The following is an 18,395-nucleotide window of genomic DNA, read 5'->3' on the forward strand; positions in this document are numbered from 1 at the left end:
TTTTCATTAAATAAAGGTACCACCATGGGCTTCCGTAATATTGTAAACAATCGTAAACGCTTGCTTATCTAACATATGTATTGCGCGTAAAACATGGTTATAATCTTGATTATCCACAACAACCATCAGCATTTCACGGTTATCACCTGTATAACCACCCTTAACATCCATAATCGTAAAGCCCTTATCGTTCACTGATAAATAATCTTTAATTTTCGTAATACTACCATTACTCGTAATGTAAATCATTTTTCGCCGGTCTAAGCCTGTTTCAATATAGTTCATAACGATAGACGAAATGACAATAGAAAATACAGCAAGAGCAAAGCCTTCAAAACCGCTTGTCAATAAATTACCTAAAGACACAAAAGCATCGATAATTAACAGTGAGATGGCAGGTGAAATACGAAAATACTTCTTTAGAATCATAGGTGGTACAGCTGTACCACCACTGGAAGCTTCGATACGGTACAGTAATGCAACGCCAACAGCAAAAATACTTCCCCCAATTAATACAGCCAACATATTATTGGCCGTTAATTCAAAACTAGGTGTTATTTTTAACAGCACTGGCAGAAGTAAACTACCAAAAGCAATTCTAGCGGTTGTCGCTTTATTTAGAAACACAGCAGCTAAGATTATCATACTAATATTAATAATCAACACCACAAGTGCACGATCTAAACCTAATAGTTCATTCGCTAAAATTGCAATCCCAGTGGACCCGCCTGCAGCAATTTGTGCTGGTGCGTAGAAAAAATTAATACTCACCGCCACAAGTTCAAGCGCAATTATAATGATGGCAAATCGGATAAAAATATTATCAGTTAGTTGTCTTTTTGTCATCGTTCCCCCTTTAAATTAGCGCTCAAGTATACCTTTTCTTAATCGCAATTGGTCTTTCTTTAAATGTCCTGCTAATGCCATTAATGCCTTTTTGGTTTTATTGGTAATGAATTCAAATGATTGGCCTTCTGTTGTATAAACAATAAAGCCGCGATACCAAAAATTAAACGCACGTTCTACTGTAATATATTTCACATTTCGCCACGGAATTTGAATATAACCTTTACCCAATGAGGGTCGGTAGTCCAGACCACTATTACCAATTTCTAATTTTCCTTGGCGAATGTTGATTGGTGATAATACCGCATTAGCATTAATGACAATATCAGCAGTTGAATTTAAAGGTCCTGCATTTTTTTCACTCATTGTATTAAACTCCCATTATAAAAGGCTTTATATTAATCATACCAGACTATTTCAGATCACAAAGCTTTATTCTGTAAAAAACGTCACATATAAAAGAAGGAGACAATTTGTCTCCTTCTTTTAAAAAACTTATATTGCATTACTTACCCATAACACCGATAGCATTGAGTACAATACCCAAAACGAAGTACATTAAGATAATAACCAATGCATTGACCTTCTTTCTCAACAACCAAATCGTTAAGAAAGTTAATGCAAGTGGTGCAATACCAGGCAACAATTGTTGGTTCAAAATGTTATCTAATGTTGTTACCTTGGTTGTACCATCTGTCATCTTAACTTTTGAGACAACTAACGGGAACTTCATTGTCGTCCAACGTGGTACCAAGACACCCATGATGAACATACCAAGGATTGATGCGCCCAATGTAATTTTTTGTAGCGCACCGCCAGCTAAGTTCTTTGTGATACTTGTTCCTTGCTGATACCCCATCTTTTGTGTATACCATAGGAAAGCCATACGTAAGGCGTTCCAAAGTACGAAGAAGACGATTGGTCCGGCAATACTTCGTGACATTGCAAGAGAAGCAGCAAACGCACCAATCACTGGTCGTGCAGTTCCCCAGAAGATAGGGTCACCAACACCAGCCAAAGGTCCCATCATTCCAATTTTTACACCTTGCAATGTTGCATCATCAATTTCTGCACCATTCGCACGTTGTTCTTCCATCGCAATTTCAACACCTAACACTGGTGCTGCAACATAGGGATGTGTGTTAAAGAACTCTAAGTGTCGCTTTAACGCTGCCGATCGTTCTGCTTTGTCATCGCCATACAAACGCTTAATTGCTGGGATCATTGCATAAGCCCAACCAACGTTTTGCATACGCTCATAGTTCCAAGATGCTTGTAAGAATGTTAAACGCCAAAATGATGAGCGGAGATCCCCATTTGTAATTTTCTTTTCTACATTAGCCATAACTTTTCTCCTTAGTAATCATTCAATATTGCATCAAGCTGGTCTCCACTATGGCTACCACCACCATTCGAGCCACCACCACTATGCCCATTAAACTGAGGAGATAATTGTAGGTAAACTAATGCTAAGACAAGCCCAATAATACCCATTGCAATTAAGTTCAAACTCGTAACGGCTGATAATGCAAATCCTAAGAAGAAGAATGGCCAAAGTTCAGCTGATGCCATCATGTTAATAACCATTGCATAACCAACAACCACGATGAATCCACCAGCTACGGCTAAGCCATCTGTTAACCAATCTGGAATGGCATTCAAAGCACCCTGAACCGCTGTGGCTGGTACGGCTAAGATAAGACCTGCTGGAATAGCAATACGCAAACCTTGCAAAATCAATCCAACCCACTGTACTAACTCAACACCCCGAATACTACCTTCTTCGGCTTCACGGTCGGCAATATGTGCCAAACCAACAGTCAATGTTCGTACGATAGTTGTCAAAACCAAACCGGCAACAGCCAATGGAATGGCCATTGCAATACCGGTTGAAATAGATGTTTGTGCCGGTCCAGCAACCAAGATTGCAGAAGCCACTGAAGCTAACGCAGCATCAGGTGCCACTGCAGCACCAATATTCATCCAACCCAAAGCGATCAATTGTAGTTGCCCACCTAAGACAACACCTTCCATCAAATGACCGGTAGCAGCGCCAATTAATGTGGCAGCAACTAGTGGTTGGTGAAATTGGAACTGATCCAAAATACCTTCCATACCTGCTAAGAATGCCACAATCAATACTAATATAACTGATATTATTGACATGTTTTTATATCCTTTACTCTAAATTTATCAAAATGTTTCAAATGACCAGATCATGACTTGGTCTTATCTTTTAGCAACTTCCAGATATCTTGTTCACCATCTGCTGGGACTTTCTGTACATAGAATGAAACGCCTTGATCGCGTAACTTTTTCAATGTGTCGATATCGTTATCATCAACAGAAACGGCATTGGTAATCATACGCTTACCTTCTGAATGCGCCATTGATCCGATGTTAACTTTTGGAATTTCAGCACCTTGACTGACGACCTTTTCCAAATCTTGAGGGTTTTCAAACAATAACATCACTTTTTGACCACTGAATCGTGCATCATCCCAAACTTCCATATACTTAGCTAACGGAATGACATTCACTTTAACGCCGACCGGTGCCGCTTGTGTAATCAAAGTTTTACGTAATTCATCACGGGCAACGCCATCAGATACGACGATAATCCGATTTGGATTTGCATACTTTGTCCAGGCTGTCGCAACTTGACCATGCAATAATCGTGTATCAATACGTGCTAACTTGATGTTCATTGTTGCATGCCCTGTATGCTCTGCTTCTGAAGCAACAACCACTTCCGGCTGGTCTGTATCATCCTCAGTTGCTGTATCTGTCGCTGCATCAGCTGCCTTTGCTTCTGGTATCGACTTCACACCGTCACGCGCAACAGGTACCAAATACGCTGCTAATTCTGCAGCAGTGTTCATACCTAAGCGTCCACCATATGCTTCAATAAGCATTGGTAGATTGAGTCCTGACAAGATCGCCGTTTTCTCAGGATTCTTCTGTTGAATCAAACTTGCGCGATTAAATGGTGAGCCACCCCATAAATCAACCAAGAATAATACATCGTCATCATTATCAAATTTAGCGAGTGCTTCTTGATAATGCTTATCTAAATCATCAGGCCCCTCGTTAGGCAAAAATGTGACAACTTCAACATTCTCTTGCTCTCCGAAAATCATCGTGCCCGACATCAAAATGCCTTTAGCAAAATCACCATGGCTAGCGATAATTAAATTAACCATAAGATAATTCCTTCCTTCTTACCATTAAGGTATCCCTCAACTATTTAGCAAATAACTACTATCAGAACAAGTGTCGTAACATAACTCTGATATTTAGCTTTTCCCTAATTCAAAGTATACCCTTTTTCTTTTTCTAAGTAAACGCTTACAAGTTCTTTCAATAAGAAAGTGTAATGTTTACATTACACTTCCAAAGCATTATTTATTTTAGGCTTGTAGTCCCAAAATGCCGAGCATCCGACCAATAATACCAATGACGAATAATCCAAAGATAATTGCCAAAGGATTCACACGACGCTTCAATAGCCACAAAACACCCATAGTTAGTAACAAAGCTGCCAAACCAGAAAGTAATTGACCGTTAACAATCTGATCCAAAGTTGTTGTCACTGTTTTACCAGTATCTGGGTTCTTAACTCGTGAAACAACGAGTGGGAAATAAATCGTTGTCCATCGTGGGACTAACACACCCATGATAAACATTCCTAGAACCGATGCACCTAGCGTCACATCTTGCATGATACCACCAGCTAGGTTTTGCGTAATATTCTTACCCTGTTGATAACCAATTTGTTCACCATACCAAAGGACAAGTAAACGCATCACGTTCCAAACCACGAAGAACATTATTGGACCAATCCAAGAGCCGTTTGCGGCAAATGATGCAGCTAAGGCGCCTAGTATAGGTCGTAATGTTCCCCAGAACACAGGATCTCCAACGCCGGCTAAAGGTCCTAACATACCAACTTTCACACCACTAATGGCCGCGTTATCAACTTCGGCACCATTAGCACGTTCTTCTTCAAGTGCCATTGTGACACCAACAATTGGTGCTGCCATATATGGATGTGTATTGAAGAATTCCAAATGACGTTGCATTGCTGCAGCTTGTTCAACCTTATCGTCTGGATACAAACGTCGAATAGCTGGAATCATAATATATCCAAAACCAATGTTTTGCATACGTTCGTAGTTGAACGATGCAAGTAAGAATCCTAATCGATAGAAAATCGACCGCTGATCTTTTTTAGTTAAACGTTTCCAAGACGAGGTATCGAAAGTCGACTGTTGTGTTGTCACATCAACCGTCTTTTTACCACGTAAGCGAATGTAAATCAATGCTAATGATACACCGATGATACCCATTGCAATCAAATTCAATTCGGTCACAGCTGCTAAGACAAATCCTAAGAAGAAGAATGGCCATAATGAATCTGCCGCCATCATGTTAATGACCATGGCATATCCGACAACAACCACGAAACCACCAGCAATTTGTAATCCTTCTGTGATAACTGTTGGGATAGCATTCAAACCAGCCACAACTGCTGATGACGGAATGGATAAGATTAACATCGCTGGAATTGCAACACGTAATCCTTGTAGCAGTAACGCACCAAAATGAAGATACTCAATCGTCCTAAATTTAGCTTTTCGAGCCGCTTCATCAGCCAAATGCGCAATCACAACTGTTGCTGTACGAACAAAGATGGTTAATACTTGACCAGCTACGGCTAGTGGAATCGCTAAGGCAATACCTTCTCGAACACTAACGCCAGCAGGCCCAGTAACCAAAATTGCACTCACAATAGCAGCTAATGCCGCATCGGGTGCCATTGCTGCACCGATGTTCATCCAACCCATTGTGATCATTTGCAAAGACCCACCTAGCATAATCCCTTCAATTGGCCGGCCCATTGCAACACCTATTAGTGTAGACGCTACTAACGGCTGATGGAATTGCCACGCGTCTAAGACGCTACCCATCCCCGCTAGAAGCGCTACAACAAATACCAAAATTATCGATATGATTGTCATACTCTAATCCTCTACCTAACTCTAGGCTCCTAATATTTACTGTTTTTATTGTAACCCCTTTCTATATTAATGTAAACGGTTTCAAAGACTTTTTGAAACTATTTTATATTTATCAATTATCTTAATTTTTAAGAACGCCAGATCATTATTACGATAAATTTTTGGTGTTACAAAACTCTTAATCAATGTCATATCACCATCTACAACATAACTGTTAACATCCTTAGCCAAAATAAAGCTCATACCCTTTTGCAAATCATAATGTTCATGACCAATAGTGAGTGTACCCTTTCCTGAAATAACTGTAAATAATTCATAGTTATGATGTTGATTAAGAACTGTACGCCCTCTAACTGACAACTTATCAATTGAGAAATACGGTGCCATGAGTAAGCGTGTAATAATTGTGTTATCTTGCATCATGATTCTTTGCCCTAAAATAGGATCGATATGTGGTGCTTTGGTTACCGATAACGCCTCGTCTACTTGTAATGCTCTTAGTTGATGCGTCGTTGGATCAACGCGATCAAAATCATAGAAACGGTAGGTTGTATCTGAACTTTGCTGAATTTCCATTGCCACAATACCTGCACCTAAGGCATGAAAGGTTCCCGATGGGACGTAAAAGAAGTCACCAGTTTTAACAGGAATTGTCCGCAAGATATTAGCCCAATCTTTATCGTTCACTGCTTGACGTAATGCTGTTTTGTTTTTAGCACGATGACCATAATAAAGTTTTGCACCAGGCTCGGCAGATAAAATATACCAACTTTCCGTTTTGCCAAAGTTCTCGCCCACTTTTCTGGCTTGATCGTCATTTGGATGAACTTGAATGGACAAATTCTTTTGCGCATCTAAAATTTTCACCAATAGCGGAAATGCTTCATTTTCACCGTGACCACCAAATAGTTCAGGATGCTGCTGCCAAACCTCTGCTAAAGGCATGCCCGATAATTTACCATTCATAACATGACTATCACCATTCTGGTGTGCAGCAACCACCCAAGCTTCACCAACATGATCACTTTCTAAGTTAAACCCATAATCAGCAAGGTTTTGGCCACCCCACATTTTCTGATGTAGCTCACTTTTCAAAAACAAAATCGTCATGACTTCCTCCTTTTGATACCGCTTTCACAGAACATGATAACACATTTATTCGAATATTTATGCTAATATATAGGCTAATACTTCAGCACCAATATAAGACTGGAGAACATTATGAAAATAGGAAATTTTAGATTAGGTTTAAGAACACTAAAAACAGCATTTGCTGTAATGATCATCATCGTGACATTTTATTTTTTCAATCGGCCACCATTCATCGCTGCGCTAGCTGCCGTTTTCGCATTGCGTGAAACTTGGGAAACCACTTTGAGTTTCGGTAAGGTTAGATTGATTTCAAACGCTGTTGGTGGTGCTCTGGCACTACTTTATTTTTTAATTCATCAAGCTGCTAATAATGCTCCCTGGGTTTCAATGGTCTTACTACCACTGCTTGTCATCGTTGAGATTGTTTTATTAGATGGTTTCAATTACAACACGGGTGTTATTGGTGGCTTGGCTGCACTACTTATGATTTCACTGACAATTTCAGCTGATGAAACGATTTTTTATGTTTTTGAAAGAATTATGGATACTTTCATTGGCGTTGCCGTAGCTATTTTAATCAATCGATTTGGATCACCCGAAAAAGAAAACGACTGAAATATTTCAGCCGTTTTTTTCTAACCAATCTTCAATTGTATTCATGACACCATCAGCACGATTATCTGCCAACGCCTTTTTATTAATACTTTGTAACATAAACGGCGATGCATTCGGCATAACATAAGCATTGGTATACTTTTGTAACATTTCTAAATCATTACCATTGTCACCAAATACCATGACTTCATCATCTAAGACATCATAGTAGTCTTGTAGCACTTGAATTCCAGTGGCTTTATCAACGCCATGACCCAAAATATCAACTGAACCAAAACCAGATCCAGTAGCATGCAATTCATTACCAAACACTTCTCTGAGCTTAGCAACATGATGTTGTACTTCATCAGTTGGCCAAACAAAAGTCACCTCTAGTATTTTTTCATCCACAGCCAATAATTTTTCAACCTGTTTAACATTCGGATAAAACAATTTAACTTGTGCTGCGACTTCTGGTGTCGCGTGATTGGAAATGTAAGTCGTTTCCTCACCGGTCATGATAATTAAATTTTCAGCTGATTCCGGATTCTTAGCATTCCAATCAATGACTTTACCCAATTCATCAGGTGTTAAATGCACCGAATACAACTTCTGATCAAACGTTGATACCACAGCGCCATTTGAGGCGACATAATCAATCTGATGGCCTTCATCCAAAACCGGCTGAAATAATTCTTGCAAATTCCTGATTTGTCGACCAGAAGCTGCCACGAATTTAATTTGACGATTGTTTAATTCTACTAATAATTTTGCAAAGCGTTCAACATTATACATGTTATCCTTTCGCAAAAAAGTACCGTCCATATCGGACGCAATTAATTTAATACCCATTTTGATACCTTTCCGTTATTGAAACATTATTTTATGAACGTTTCTTAAAAACGTAGAGTTTACCTAACACAAAATTGGAAATTACAACAAAAACGTTTTGAATTAAATTCCAGGTGTTAGCTTCTTGGTGTAGTAAACGTACACCAAATGCCAATATAGCAAATCCTAATATTCCGGTTAGTACACGGGCAAGATAAAATTGCCAGACTTCATATGCCAACCCCTTAAAGCCATGCACTTGAGAACCAAAAACCCATACGCGGTTTGTTAAGTAGGCAAACAAAACGCTCCAAAACCAAGCCATGATATAAGCAAATTGATAAGTGCTATGCCACACTGTAAACAAAAGATAAAATACAACCATATTGACTAACGTTGTTAGCCCACCAAATATGAGATACAAAATTAGCGCACGATAACGCACCAATAACATTTTCATTTTATTTGTCCACCTTATTAGGATAATAACTTTATCATTATATCAAAAATAATACAATCATTCTAAGGTATCCTCATCTTTATGCGTCACCTTTTGTTGATCTTGTTGAGATAATTTCGCGATGTGTTGTCGATACCACCGCATCAAGAACCACATACCAACATTAGAAATAATCATTGCTATAACAATCCATAAAAAAATAAAGTCCATTTATCCATAATTTCCACCTATTATTAAACCATAACATAAAAAATCCCTCTGACCGGAGAGGGCAATGGTCAGAGGGTTTTGATGAATAATCATCAAGTATCAATCAGTTAATTGGGGGATCTGATTGAAAACATTACTGGGGGGAGTAATGAAACTCAAATGTTAATTGAGTATGTTTTAATAATACACCAATTTATCACTTGATATGTAACAAAACACATTCTATTTCATTACACAATCATTACACATCATTCTGATAATACTGATTACATCAACCGTGTAAGCGCTTAATGGATAGCATCAATATTGTGAAAAAATAACTAAAACATTGGTTTCTCGTAACGAAATTTTAATCTAGATAAATATTGTTGCTAATATTAGAATCACAATTAAACCGGTTACAGAAATAATCGTCTCTAAGACTGTCCAAATTTGGAATGTTTGCTTAACCGTCAAATCGAAGAATTCTTTAAAGATCCAAAAACCAGCATCGTTAACATGTGAAGCAATTAATGAACCAGCACCAATAGCCAAGGCAACGAATACCGGCAATAATGTATTACCAGGCTGGGTTGCTAGAATACCTGTTACAATACCTGCAGCTGTCATACCTGCAACTGTTGCAGAACTAACAGATACACGCAAAATGGCAGCAACAGCCCAAGCAAATAAGATAACGGATATAGCGTTCATCGAACCACTAGCGCTAAAGATATGCGCTACTTTATCAGACAGACCAGAAGTGACTAATACACCACGTAGTGCGCCACCTCCACCAACAATTAACAAAATACCTGCAACTGCATTAATTGCCTCGTTAAGTGACTTACCGACTTCTGTCATTGACTTTGATTGCCAAACACCCATCGAGAAGATGGCAAAGATTAAGGCAACAGTCATCGCGACTGCAGGATTAGCAGCAAATTCGACAATTTCATCAATCAAAGTTGGATTTTTAGGTGTTACCCCACCTGTATAAATCAACTTATACACTGTGGCAATAATCATAAATACTAATGGGAAAACTGAAGTCAAAACTGACAAACCAAAGCTAGGTGTTGCCTTTAAATCATATTCTTTAATCTCACCAACGGCACGAATTTCCGTTTTGAATTGGAAAGCACCTGGTGCATATTTTTGTGCTAATTTAGTAAATGCCGGCCCAGCAACAACAGCTGTAATAACCGAAACCAACAAACCGAAGATAAGCATCATACCAATGTTAGCGCCTAATGCTGAGGCAACAGCTGTTGGTGCAGGTTGTGGTGGCAAGAAACCTTGTGCTGAACTCAATGCCGCCGTCATAGAAATACCTAAGTAAAGTAGTGGTACTTTGGCTTCAATCGCAACCGCAAAGACGATTGGAATCAATAGCACCATACCAACACCGAAAATCATTGAAATTCCGATGATAAATGAGGCAATTAGAACGGCCCATTGCAACTTTTTTAGACCAAACCAATCAATCAGTGTCTTGGCAATTCTATATGATCCACCGGCATCTGCAACCAAGCGACCAATCATACCACCAAAGATAAAGATAACTGAGTTAGGTCCTAGGATGTTACCAACACCCTCACTACCAAGAACGGCATCAGGAATATCCATCGGTGACATTCCTAGCAAAAGCGCTAAGATAAACGCTGTGACAATCAGCGATACGAACGTATTCAGTTTTAACTTAACAATTAACAATAGTAATATCAAAATAGAAATTACTAACATTAAGAATTCCATTTATTTCATTAGACCTACAGTATCTGCAGATCTTCTCCTTTATTTATATACACTAGTTACTATGCTTACGCTGATAATTGGCAATGTTTTCATATTCTGATTGTAGCTGACGGCTTAAACGAATAAAAATTGGGGCCAATTCACGATAGGCTTCAAAATTTTCAGGATCTGGTTGATAAGTATTACTTTTACCAATAAAGTTAGAAATTTCATACAAATCATCAATCTTACCAAGTGCTTTTTGTGCCACAATAACAGCTGCTAATGCACCTGACTCAAAAGCTTCAGGCACTGTAACTGGCTGTTCAAAGATATCAGCAAACATTTGGCGCCACAATGGCGAACGAGCAAAACCACCCGTTGCCTGAATAGATTTAAGACCACCAACCACTTCTTCAAGTGCTAACGATACCATGTAAACGTTAAAGGTAATTCCTTCTAATACCGCGCGTAACATATGGGCACGCGTATGTTGATGATTTAATCCAAAGAATGAACCACGGGCATTCGCATCCCAAATTGGTGCACGTTCGCCACCTAAGTAAGGATGGAAAATCAACCCATTTGAACCAGCTGGCACTTCTGAGGCAATCTTAGTTAGTAGATCGTAAGAATCAATCCCTAATAAGGCTGCTGTAGACTTTTCAGCATCAAACATATTATCTCTAGCCCACCTAAAGACATCGCCACCGTTGTTAACTGGGCCACCGACAACCCAATGATCCTTATCTAATGCGTAAGTAAACGTTCTTCCCTTTGGATCGATAACAGGTTCATCCGCAACGACACGAATAGCCCCTGACGTTCCAATGGTAATGGCAGCTACACCGGGTTTCACTGCGTCGACACCCAGGTTAGATAATGGACCATCACCAGCACCATAAACGAATGGTGTATCATCTGGTATACCAATCACCTTCGCATACTCAGTGCGCAATTTTGTTTCATATTCATAAGTTTCAACTGGTTGCGGTAACTGTTCCTTGGTAATACCAGTAACGGCTAAGGCTTGTTCATCCCAGTTAAGGTTAAAAATATTGAATAATCCTGTTCCTGAAGCGATAGAAATATCCATCTTATTTGCACCAAACAAACGATGGAAAATGTATTCTTTAATGCCTAAATAATGCGCAGTCTGATTAAATATTTCTGGCTTTTCAGCTTTCAACCAAAGCAACTTCGACAAAGGTGCCATTGGGTGTATTGGTGTTCCTGTCTTTTGATAAATCTCATGACCAACACCACTTGCTTTCAATTCTTCAGTATATTTAACAGCACGTGTATCTGCCCAAGTGATGACACGTGTTAGGGGTTGCCAATTTTTGTCAAAAGCAATTAATGAATGCATTGCTGAACTAAAAGATACGGCAGCAACACGATCTTCATCATTCAATTTAGCAGTCCGTACAACCTCACTTAGAGCATCAATTAGTGCAGTAAAAATTTCATCTAAATCTTCCTCTGCCATATCGGGTAAATCGCGATAAAGTGAATACCCTTTATTTGCACTCGCAACGACTTGATTTTGGTCATCGAACATTACAGCTTTTGTTGAAGTAGTGCCAAGATCAACACCAATCATGTATTCCATAAATTATCCTTTCAAAATGTACAACGTTAAATAATTTCAACTCAATAAGAAAAGCCCCCTAAACAGGGAGCTTACTCAAAATGATTTAACTAGACTTCGATATTTGACAGCAACCTTGCTACATAGAATATACCACATAACAGATTAGTCCTCACATCTAAACCTCGAGTGTTTATTTAGCTGTATCCATTGCGTGACCACCGAAGCCATTGCGCAATGCTGAAACGACCTTACCAGTGAATGTATCATCTTGCAATGAACGGTAACGCATCATCAATGACAATGCAATAACTGGTGCTGGAACTTCCAAATCAAGAGATTCTTCAATTGTCCACTTACCTTCACCTGATGAATGCATACGACCAGCGACAGCATCCAACTTAGGATCCTTAGCAAACTGTTCTTCAGCCAATTCCATCAACCATGAACGAACAACTGAACCGTGGTTCCATAGCTTAGCAACAGCTTCGTAATCGTAGTCGTATTGTGAAGCTTCAAGAACTTCAAATCCTTCGGCGATAGCTTGCATCATACCATATTCGATACCATTGTGGACCATCTTCAAGTAATGACCTGATCCCAACTTACCTGTGTACAAGTAACCATCTTCCAAAGCGATTGACTTGAACAAAGGTTCGATAACCTTCCATGATTCAGCATCATCTCCACCAATCATGAAGTTTCCACCGTTACGTGCACCAGACATACCACCTGAAGTACCAGCATCAAAGAACTTAATGCCTGCAGCAGTAGTACGCTTGTTTTGTTCCAAATTATCTTTGTAGTTTGAATTTCCACCATCGATGATGATGTCATTCTTGTCCATCTTTTCAATCAATGTATCGATTGTTGAGTTAGTTGGTACACCAGCTGGTACCATTACCCATACAACCTTTGGTGAAGGCAATTGTGACAACATGTCATCAATGTCAGATGCAGTTGAAACCTTATCTGAGTAGTCTGCTGCTTCTTTAACAAAGTCAGCATTCAAATCAAATGCTACAACTTCGTGATCATTGTCAACAGCATTCTTAACTAAGTTCAAGCCCATCTTACCAAGGCCAATCATCGCAAACTTCATGTTTACATACCTCTTTATTTTTTGTACAAGACCATTGTATGAAAAAATTTACAATATGCAAGCCATTTATTGAAAATTTTTTCTTATCTTGTATAGTAAAGTACGTTGTTACCCTTTAATAAAATTTATATGAAATCAGTATTAGAATATGCCAAAAAATATCGTTACAAAATTACGTGCTCAAAAAAAGCAATATAATCCAACTGAACAAAAATTAATCCAATATATCATTGATGATCCACAGCGCGCTAAAGAAGCGACCATTAGAGAGATGGCACTTGGCAGTGGCATTAGCACGGCCAGTATTTCGCGTTTTGTTAAGAAAATCGGCTTTGAATCTTTCCGTGAATTTTCATTAGCTTTAGCTAGTTCAAGCGTTCGAAATATAACCAATGACTTTTTTGGTGAAATTAGTGACGATGATAATACAATTGCCATTGCACATAAAGTTTTTCATGGCGCTACAAACGCTCTGGCAACAACAGAAGCAAATTTAGATGGTCAAAAATTAGATCATGCAACACAAGCCCTTATCAACTCTAATCGTGTCGGTTTCTTCGGAATTGGTGGTTCCTCTATTTTAGCTTTTAACGCCTATCACAAATTTTTACGCACACCACTTAATGTTTTTGCCCATCCAGATTATGATATTCAACTCATGGAAGCTGTCCGTATGAAAAAAGGTGATGTTGGTGTTGTTATTTCTCATTCTGGTCGTAATAAAGACACCTTACTCATCGCCCAAAAATTAAAAGAAAATGGTGTCCTCATGATTGCTATTACAGCCTTTGAGGATGCGCCATTAGCAAAAATCGCCGACATTAATTTCTTATCTTTAGCAGAAGAGGTTAACTTTCGTAGTGAATCCATGAGTTCCTTAATCGCTCAAGTTACTATTATCGACACCCTTTTCACATTAGTTGGTTCTAAACTTGCTAACCAAACACAAGATGTTGTAGATACACTCCGCGACGCGATTGAAGAAACACGTGAAAAATAAAAAGGTACGTCATTCTTTGACGTACCTTTTTATTTTAATTGTTGATAAAGTGGTAACAAGTGCTCCAAAACTTTTAATAAATAATCATCCAGAGCTGATGTCCCAAAACGTGTGTCATCTCGTGAAATTGTAACACCAATTAGTACTTCACTATGTTTGATGTTCGCAAAGCGATCAACAACAGCATTATAATTTGTTAATGGTTGTGTCGCATTGACCATGTGATCAGGACTCAATACAAAATATTCTGGTAATTTTAAAACATCATCCGTGATTTTTCTCAGTTTTGGTACAATATCGTCTAATGCTTTTGGCTTCATATTTTCTTCAACAGCCAAAAACAAGTAGAGATTATCTTCCCAAAGGCCAAGTTCAAAATGCGGCATCATTTTATAGCCACGCTTATTCGGTGCAAAAGCGACCCATGTATTATCGGGCGCATTTGTCACGCGACGTAAATGTTTGGCCACATGCGCATACCACACTTGACCATCTTGTGCCAAAACGGGTAACGCTTTCGTCGCAAATGTATCAAATTTTGGATCAATAATATCGCGTATTTTTGTCATGCGCCCCGCCAAGGTCGTATCCTTAAAAATATCAAAATCAGTGACTTCAAACATCCTTTTCCCTCCAGTGGAATTCTGATAACCAGTGAATAATAACATATCCAGCAACTAAAATACTGGCAATTAAATTCAACCAAATGAGAACAACAATGATTGAACTAATCGACTGGTAAAAGTCGTAGCGTCCTAAGGCGAATTTTGCATAAAAAGTAAACCCCTTATTGAGCAGTGTCAATAAGCCAACCTCTATAAAACTACCAACAAGAACATAACGCAACTTTGTCCGAGCTTCTTTAGTTGGTAACAGAAAATTAAGAAGTACCAACATCAGCCATGAACCTAATGATACAATCCATTGAGATTGTGCCAAGATAGTATCAGCAAATGACCACGCCGGAAAATTTTGTAGTACAACAACTGACACATTGCCAACAATCAGGAAAACACCAAATAATAAAATAATAACGAGTAACCAAATAAAAGAAAATGCTCGTGTTAATAAACTACTAATCTTTTCTTCGACACCGGCAATCGCATTGAATGCTTTTCTAAAGATCGCAATCACTCTTGAAATGGACCAAATCGCCAATATAATGGTAATTGAAAACAAAGAGACACTACGATTATTTAAAATCGAAGTCAAAATAGGTAAAAGGATTTTACTAATATTAGGTGGCAAAATATTTCTCAAATTATCAATCAAGACAGTATTATCGATATTTGTAAAAGACAACATCATAGCAACACCAATTAAAATTGGGAAAGCAGTCAGCAATACATAATAGGCAAACGTCGGCCCAACATAACTAATTTGTGAGCGTTGCCAATATACTTTTAATTGATCAAATTTATATCGCTCATTCGCACGATACCAAAATTGTAATATCTTTTTTAACATGCTTTTATTATGCCCAATTCATGGCTAAAAGTGTAGCAAAATGACCTTAAATTGTTAAAAAAGAGCCCCACGCCATAGTGAATGGCAATCGTTAACATGCCAATTGCCACATTACGAACAACAGCCTTACCGACCAAGCCATCTGAAAGTTTTGCACTCAAAAATCCGGTCAAAGCAACCGCAACTGCTGTTGCCGCAATAGTAGCTAAAAACTGATACTTAACCGGTGCCAACATCAAAGCTAACAGAGGAAATGCGCCGCCTAAAGCAGCACTGAATAATGAAGCCCACGCAGCATCCCAAGGATTCACGTAATGACCTAAAGTAATATCGTATTTAATACTTAACACGGTTGCTAAGGGCTTATCATGCAATAATTCATCCGCAATATGACTTGCCGTTGTTTTTGAAACACCACGTTCCATATAGAAATTCGTCACCACTTGATGTTGTGCTGGAAAATCTGTCTTCAACAAGGCCTCTTCAGCCTTTACCACAACCTTCTCACTATCGGTTTGTGAACTAACAGAAGCATATTCCCCAGACGCCATTGATAATGCGCAGCCTAATAAATCAGCTAAACCGGCAATAAAAATTGCAAACTGATTCGTCGTTGCGCCAGCAACTGAAAATAGTACACCAACAACTGTTAGTATGCCATCGTTAGATCCTAAAACACCGGCACGGATGGCATTCAAACGCTCATCCATTGTCTTTTCGGTTTTCTTAAAGGTACTCTTGATACCCGCTTTTAACATTTCCATCATTTATATTCCTCTTATATGTTTTAACGGAACAATGTACCAATGGCATAAGTAACGGCCATTGTAAATATACCAGCAATAACATTTCTAAATGCAGCATGCTTAGCATTTGCACCATTCAATTTAGCAGCACTATATCCCGTAATGGTTAATGCAATAATCACCGCAATAAAAGTACCAATTTCGCGAAGGTTCTGTGGTAAAAACGCCATAGCCACCATTGGTAAGATCGAACCTAGGGGGAAGCTTACCATTGAAGCAACTGCTGCACTAATTGGATTTAACTCTTGATTAAGTGTAAAACCATGACGTTCACGTACAGTGGTCAATAAGGCATCCTTCGCCATCATTTCTTGGGTTGCCTGTTGGGCTAATTCCGGAGAAATACCGCTCGCTGCATATTTATTTTTAACAAATTCAAATTCAGCATCATAATCTTGCTTTAAGGCTTTTTCCTGTTCATGACGTACTTTTTCTTGTGCATCATGCTGAGAACTAACAGAGACGTACTCCCCCATCGCCATTGAAATCGTTCCCGCTAACATACCAGCCATACCGGCCAACATAATTGTATAAGTATGAGATGTTGCCCCAGCAACACCTAAAACAATACCTGATACAGATAAAATACCATCGTTAGCCCCCATTACCCCTGCACGAATAATATTATTTCTCTGCATTAAACTTTGTTTATCGCTCATTTGCTCTCTCCAATTTAGAATTGTTCCAAATACAGTTATATCAAAAATGCCGTTCCATATCAAGTAGTTTGGAACATTTCTAAATAAATGCTATACTAAACATATATAAGTTAACTTCTCAAATCGTTTTAAGCCTTTGATAAGCAACGGAGTAATCATTAATGACAGAACAAAATTTACGGGGAATTTTAGCAGAACATGGCTTAAAAGCAACAAGCCAGCGTTTAAAAATTTTAGACTATCTTGCAACAAATCATACACATCCGACTGCTGAGATGATTCATAAAGATTTACCAATGATTAGCTTGGCAACTGTGTATAATACTTTAGAACATCTTGTAAAATCTGGATTAGTTATTACCATTGATCAATTAGATGATGGCAAGCATCATTATGATTATTATGGTGAACCGCATTATCACATAATTAATCCCGAAACGAATGAAATTATTGACGCTAATAATTTTGATATGCGGCCACTTTTCGAAGCAGCCCGTGAGATTACTGGTTGGAATATTTCTGGTTATCATATTGAAGTGTATGGTCATCCCCAAGACAATAAAAAAGATGAGGCATAAGCCTCATCTTTTTTATTTGTTCATTTTAGACAAATAAAAAGCACTCAACTGAATGAGTGCTTTTATTCATTAATGGAAGCCTAAAGCTTAGCCCTTAACGATGTTTGTAGCTTGCAAGCCACGGTCTGAGCTTTCAACTTCGAAAGAAACGCTTTGACCTTCTTCAAGAGTCTTGAAACCGTCACCTTGGATTGCTGAGAAGTGTGCGAATACATCTTCACCGTTTTCGCGTGTGATGAATCCGTAACCCTTTTCGCCGTTAAACCACTTTACTGTACCTTGTTCTGACATGACTAATTCTCCTTTGGTGTGCTCACCAATGTTATTTTATTTGTAATTAAATTAATTGGTAAATCGAGCGCGTTCAAAGAAAAACGAATCAAAAATATCAAAAACTTATATTACGGTTACTAGTGTACCAT

At 38.5% G+C, this 18,395-nt stretch carries 21 protein-coding genes; 3 read left to right on the forward strand and 18 right to left on the reverse strand.

All coding sequences use genetic code 11. The annotated features are described in order from the left end of the window. Positions 1-6 precede the first annotated feature (6 nt). The 7 genes from LEUFL_RS0108470 to LEUFL_RS0108500 all read right to left on the reverse strand — a co-directional run bounded on the left by LEUFL_RS0108470 (position 7) and on the right by LEUFL_RS0108500 (position 6,977). The gene (locus tag LEUFL_RS0108470) at positions 7-846 is read right to left on the reverse strand and encodes a YitT family protein (protein ID WP_010008805.1); all 840 of its coding nucleotides are present in this window, start codon (positions 844-846) and stop codon (positions 7-9) included. A 15-nt stretch (positions 847-861) separates the two neighbouring features. Further along, positions 862-1,212, reverse strand: a complete 351-nt coding sequence (locus LEUFL_RS0108475; RefSeq protein WP_010008806.1) for a DUF956 family protein — start codon at positions 1,210-1,212, stop codon at positions 862-864. Positions 1,213-1,351: 139 nt separating this feature from the next. Continuing rightward, positions 1,352-2,191: a PTS system mannose/fructose/sorbose family transporter subunit IID gene (locus LEUFL_RS0108480; RefSeq protein WP_010008808.1), complete on the reverse strand. Its 840-nt coding sequence runs from the start codon at positions 2,189-2,191 to the stop codon at positions 1,352-1,354. An 11-nt stretch (positions 2,192-2,202) separates the two neighbouring features. Then, positions 2,203-3,012 (reverse strand): PTS mannose/fructose/sorbose transporter subunit IIC, encoded by an 810-nt coding sequence (locus tag LEUFL_RS0108485; RefSeq protein WP_010008809.1) that lies wholly within the window; start codon positions 3,010-3,012, stop codon positions 2,203-2,205. A 50-nt stretch (positions 3,013-3,062) separates the two neighbouring features. Then, positions 3,063-4,049, reverse strand: a complete 987-nt coding sequence (locus tag LEUFL_RS0108490; RefSeq protein WP_010008811.1) for a mannose/fructose/sorbose PTS transporter subunit IIB — start codon at positions 4,047-4,049, stop codon at positions 3,063-3,065. 207 nt (positions 4,050-4,256) lie between these two features. Continuing rightward, positions 4,257-5,867 (reverse strand): PTS mannose transporter subunit IID, encoded by a 1,611-nt coding sequence (gene manZ, locus LEUFL_RS13440; RefSeq protein WP_010008813.1) that lies wholly within the window; start codon positions 5,865-5,867, stop codon positions 4,257-4,259. An 81-nt stretch (positions 5,868-5,948) separates the two neighbouring features. Then, a complete protein-coding gene (locus tag LEUFL_RS0108500) occupies positions 5,949-6,977 on the reverse strand; it encodes a type I phosphomannose isomerase catalytic subunit (protein WP_010008814.1) in 1,029 nt (342 codons plus the stop codon). A gap of 111 nt (positions 6,978-7,088) precedes the next feature. Between LEUFL_RS0108500 and LEUFL_RS0108505 the strand changes: the two genes are divergently transcribed. Continuing rightward, positions 7,089-7,574 carry an FUSC family protein gene (locus LEUFL_RS0108505; protein WP_010008815.1) on the forward strand — a complete coding sequence of 162 codons (486 nt, stop codon included), beginning with the start codon at positions 7,089-7,091 and terminating at the stop codon, positions 7,572-7,574. Between the two features lie 6 nt (positions 7,575-7,580). Here LEUFL_RS0108505 and LEUFL_RS0108510 read toward each other — a convergent pair whose 3' ends face one another. The 6 genes from LEUFL_RS0108510 to gnd form a co-directional block, all read right to left on the reverse strand. Next, entirely contained in the window at positions 7,581-8,405 is an 825-nt protein-coding gene (locus LEUFL_RS0108510) for a Cof-type HAD-IIB family hydrolase (RefSeq protein WP_010008816.1), read from the reverse strand. Between the two features lie 31 nt (positions 8,406-8,436). After that, positions 8,437-8,844 (reverse strand): GtrA family protein, encoded by a 408-nt coding sequence (locus tag LEUFL_RS0108515; RefSeq protein ID WP_010008817.1) that lies wholly within the window; start codon positions 8,842-8,844, stop codon positions 8,437-8,439. 57 nt (positions 8,845-8,901) lie between these two features. Further along, on the reverse strand, positions 8,902-9,054 hold the full coding sequence (locus tag LEUFL_RS12895) for a hypothetical protein (RefSeq protein ID WP_010008818.1): 153 nt from the start codon (positions 9,052-9,054) through the stop codon (positions 8,902-8,904). 354 nt (positions 9,055-9,408) lie between these two features. Further along, entirely contained in the window at positions 9,409-10,791 is a 1,383-nt protein-coding gene (locus LEUFL_RS0108525) for a gluconate:H+ symporter (RefSeq protein ID WP_010008819.1), read from the reverse strand. 52 nt (positions 10,792-10,843) lie between these two features. Next, positions 10,844-12,382 (reverse strand): gluconokinase, encoded by a 1,539-nt coding sequence (gene gntK / locus LEUFL_RS0108530; RefSeq protein ID WP_010008821.1) that lies wholly within the window; start codon positions 12,380-12,382, stop codon positions 10,844-10,846. Between the two features lie 172 nt (positions 12,383-12,554). Continuing rightward, a complete protein-coding gene (gene gnd, locus LEUFL_RS0108535; RefSeq protein WP_010008822.1) occupies positions 12,555-13,463 on the reverse strand; it encodes a phosphogluconate dehydrogenase (NAD(+)-dependent, decarboxylating) in 909 nt (302 codons plus the stop codon). Positions 13,464-13,611: 148 nt separating this feature from the next. Between gnd and LEUFL_RS0108540 the strand changes: the two genes are divergently transcribed. Next, entirely contained in the window at positions 13,612-14,463 is an 852-nt protein-coding gene (locus LEUFL_RS0108540) for a MurR/RpiR family transcriptional regulator (RefSeq protein ID WP_010008823.1), read from the forward strand. Between the two features lie 29 nt (positions 14,464-14,492). Here LEUFL_RS0108540 and LEUFL_RS0108545 read toward each other — a convergent pair whose 3' ends face one another. From LEUFL_RS0108545 to LEUFL_RS0108560, 4 genes are read right to left on the reverse strand one after another with little or no spacing between them, the layout of a single operon-like run. Beyond that, the gene (locus tag LEUFL_RS0108545; RefSeq protein WP_010008824.1) at positions 14,493-15,086 is read right to left on the reverse strand and encodes a DUF1054 family protein; all 594 of its coding nucleotides are present in this window, start codon (positions 15,084-15,086) and stop codon (positions 14,493-14,495) included. Continuing rightward, positions 15,079-15,930, reverse strand: coding sequence for a YihY/virulence factor BrkB family protein (locus LEUFL_RS0108550; protein WP_010008825.1), 852 nt, complete (start codon positions 15,928-15,930; stop codon positions 15,079-15,081). Before LEUFL_RS0108550 ends, LEUFL_RS0108545 begins: the two co-directional genes overlap by 8 nt. Then, positions 15,924-16,697: a VIT1/CCC1 transporter family protein gene (locus tag LEUFL_RS0108555; RefSeq protein ID WP_010008826.1), complete on the reverse strand. Its 774-nt coding sequence runs from the start codon at positions 16,695-16,697 to the stop codon at positions 15,924-15,926. The genes LEUFL_RS0108550 and LEUFL_RS0108555 overlap by 7 nt, the downstream gene beginning before the upstream one ends. A gap of 20 nt (positions 16,698-16,717) precedes the next feature. Continuing rightward, on the reverse strand, positions 16,718-17,395 hold the full coding sequence (locus LEUFL_RS0108560; RefSeq protein ID WP_010008827.1) for a VIT1/CCC1 transporter family protein: 678 nt from the start codon (positions 17,393-17,395) through the stop codon (positions 16,718-16,720). A 161-nt stretch (positions 17,396-17,556) separates the two neighbouring features. Here LEUFL_RS0108560 and LEUFL_RS0108565 point away from each other — a divergent pair, with 161 nt between their 5' ends. Next, positions 17,557-17,973: a Fur family transcriptional regulator gene (locus tag LEUFL_RS0108565; protein ID WP_010008828.1), complete on the forward strand. Its 417-nt coding sequence runs from the start codon at positions 17,557-17,559 to the stop codon at positions 17,971-17,973. Positions 17,974-18,060: 87 nt separating this feature from the next. Here LEUFL_RS0108565 and LEUFL_RS0108570 read toward each other — a convergent pair whose 3' ends face one another. Further along, positions 18,061-18,264: a cold-shock protein gene (locus tag LEUFL_RS0108570; RefSeq protein ID WP_010008829.1), complete on the reverse strand. Its 204-nt coding sequence runs from the start codon at positions 18,262-18,264 to the stop codon at positions 18,061-18,063. Positions 18,265-18,395: the final 131 nt, after the last annotated feature.

Origin of the sequence: Leuconostoc fallax KCTC 3537 (assembly GCF_000165675.1) — a bacterium.
In the GTDB taxonomy this organism is placed as follows: Bacteria; Bacillota; Bacilli; order Lactobacillales; family Lactobacillaceae; genus Leuconostoc_B; species Leuconostoc_B fallax.

Coding starts and splice junctions, on each gene's coding strand:
- LEUFL_RS0108470 (WP_010008805.1), bottom strand. CDS start 846: ATGACAAAAAGACAACTAACTGATAATATTTTTATCCGATTTGCCATC.
- LEUFL_RS0108475 (WP_010008806.1), bottom strand. CDS start 1,212: ATGAGTGAAAAAAATGCAGGACCTTTAAATTCAACTGCTGATATTGTC.
- LEUFL_RS0108480 (WP_010008808.1), bottom strand. CDS start 2,191: ATGGCTAATGTAGAAAAGAAAATTACAAATGGGGATCTCCGCTCATCA.
- LEUFL_RS0108485 (WP_010008809.1), bottom strand. CDS start 3,012: ATGTCAATAATATCAGTTATATTAGTATTGATTGTGGCATTCTTAGCA.
- LEUFL_RS0108490 (WP_010008811.1), bottom strand. CDS start 4,049: ATGGTTAATTTAATTATCGCTAGCCATGGTGATTTTGCTAAAGGCATT.
- manZ (WP_010008813.1), bottom strand. CDS start 5,867: ATGACAATCATATCGATAATTTTGGTATTTGTTGTAGCGCTTCTAGCG.
- LEUFL_RS0108500 (WP_010008814.1), bottom strand. CDS start 6,977: ATGACGATTTTGTTTTTGAAAAGTGAGCTACATCAGAAAATGTGGGGT.
- LEUFL_RS0108505 (WP_010008815.1), top strand. CDS start 7,089: ATGAAAATAGGAAATTTTAGATTAGGTTTAAGAACACTAAAAACAGCA.
- LEUFL_RS0108510 (WP_010008816.1), bottom strand. CDS start 8,405: ATGGGTATTAAATTAATTGCGTCCGATATGGACGGTACTTTTTTGCGA.
- LEUFL_RS0108515 (WP_010008817.1), bottom strand. CDS start 8,844: ATGAAAATGTTATTGGTGCGTTATCGTGCGCTAATTTTGTATCTCATA.
- LEUFL_RS12895 (WP_010008818.1), bottom strand. CDS start 9,054: ATGGACTTTATTTTTTTATGGATTGTTATAGCAATGATTATTTCTAAT.
- LEUFL_RS0108525 (WP_010008819.1), bottom strand. CDS start 10,791: ATGGAATTCTTAATGTTAGTAATTTCTATTTTGATATTACTATTGTTA.
- gntK (WP_010008821.1), bottom strand. CDS start 12,382: ATGGAATACATGATTGGTGTTGATCTTGGCACTACTTCAACAAAAGCT.
- gnd (WP_010008822.1), bottom strand. CDS start 13,463: ATGAAGTTTGCGATGATTGGCCTTGGTAAGATGGGCTTGAACTTAGTT.
- LEUFL_RS0108540 (WP_010008823.1), top strand. CDS start 13,612: ATGCCAAAAAATATCGTTACAAAATTACGTGCTCAAAAAAAGCAATAT.
- LEUFL_RS0108545 (WP_010008824.1), bottom strand. CDS start 15,086: ATGTTTGAAGTCACTGATTTTGATATTTTTAAGGATACGACCTTGGCG.
- LEUFL_RS0108550 (WP_010008825.1), bottom strand. CDS start 15,930: ATGTTAAAAAAGATATTACAATTTTGGTATCGTGCGAATGAGCGATAT.
- LEUFL_RS0108555 (WP_010008826.1), bottom strand. CDS start 16,697: ATGATGGAAATGTTAAAAGCGGGTATCAAGAGTACCTTTAAGAAAACC.
- LEUFL_RS0108560 (WP_010008827.1), bottom strand. CDS start 17,395: ATGAGCGATAAACAAAGTTTAATGCAGAGAAATAATATTATTCGTGCA.
- LEUFL_RS0108565 (WP_010008828.1), top strand. CDS start 17,557: ATGACAGAACAAAATTTACGGGGAATTTTAGCAGAACATGGCTTAAAA.
- LEUFL_RS0108570 (WP_010008829.1), bottom strand. CDS start 18,264: ATGTCAGAACAAGGTACAGTAAAGTGGTTTAACGGCGAAAAGGGTTAC.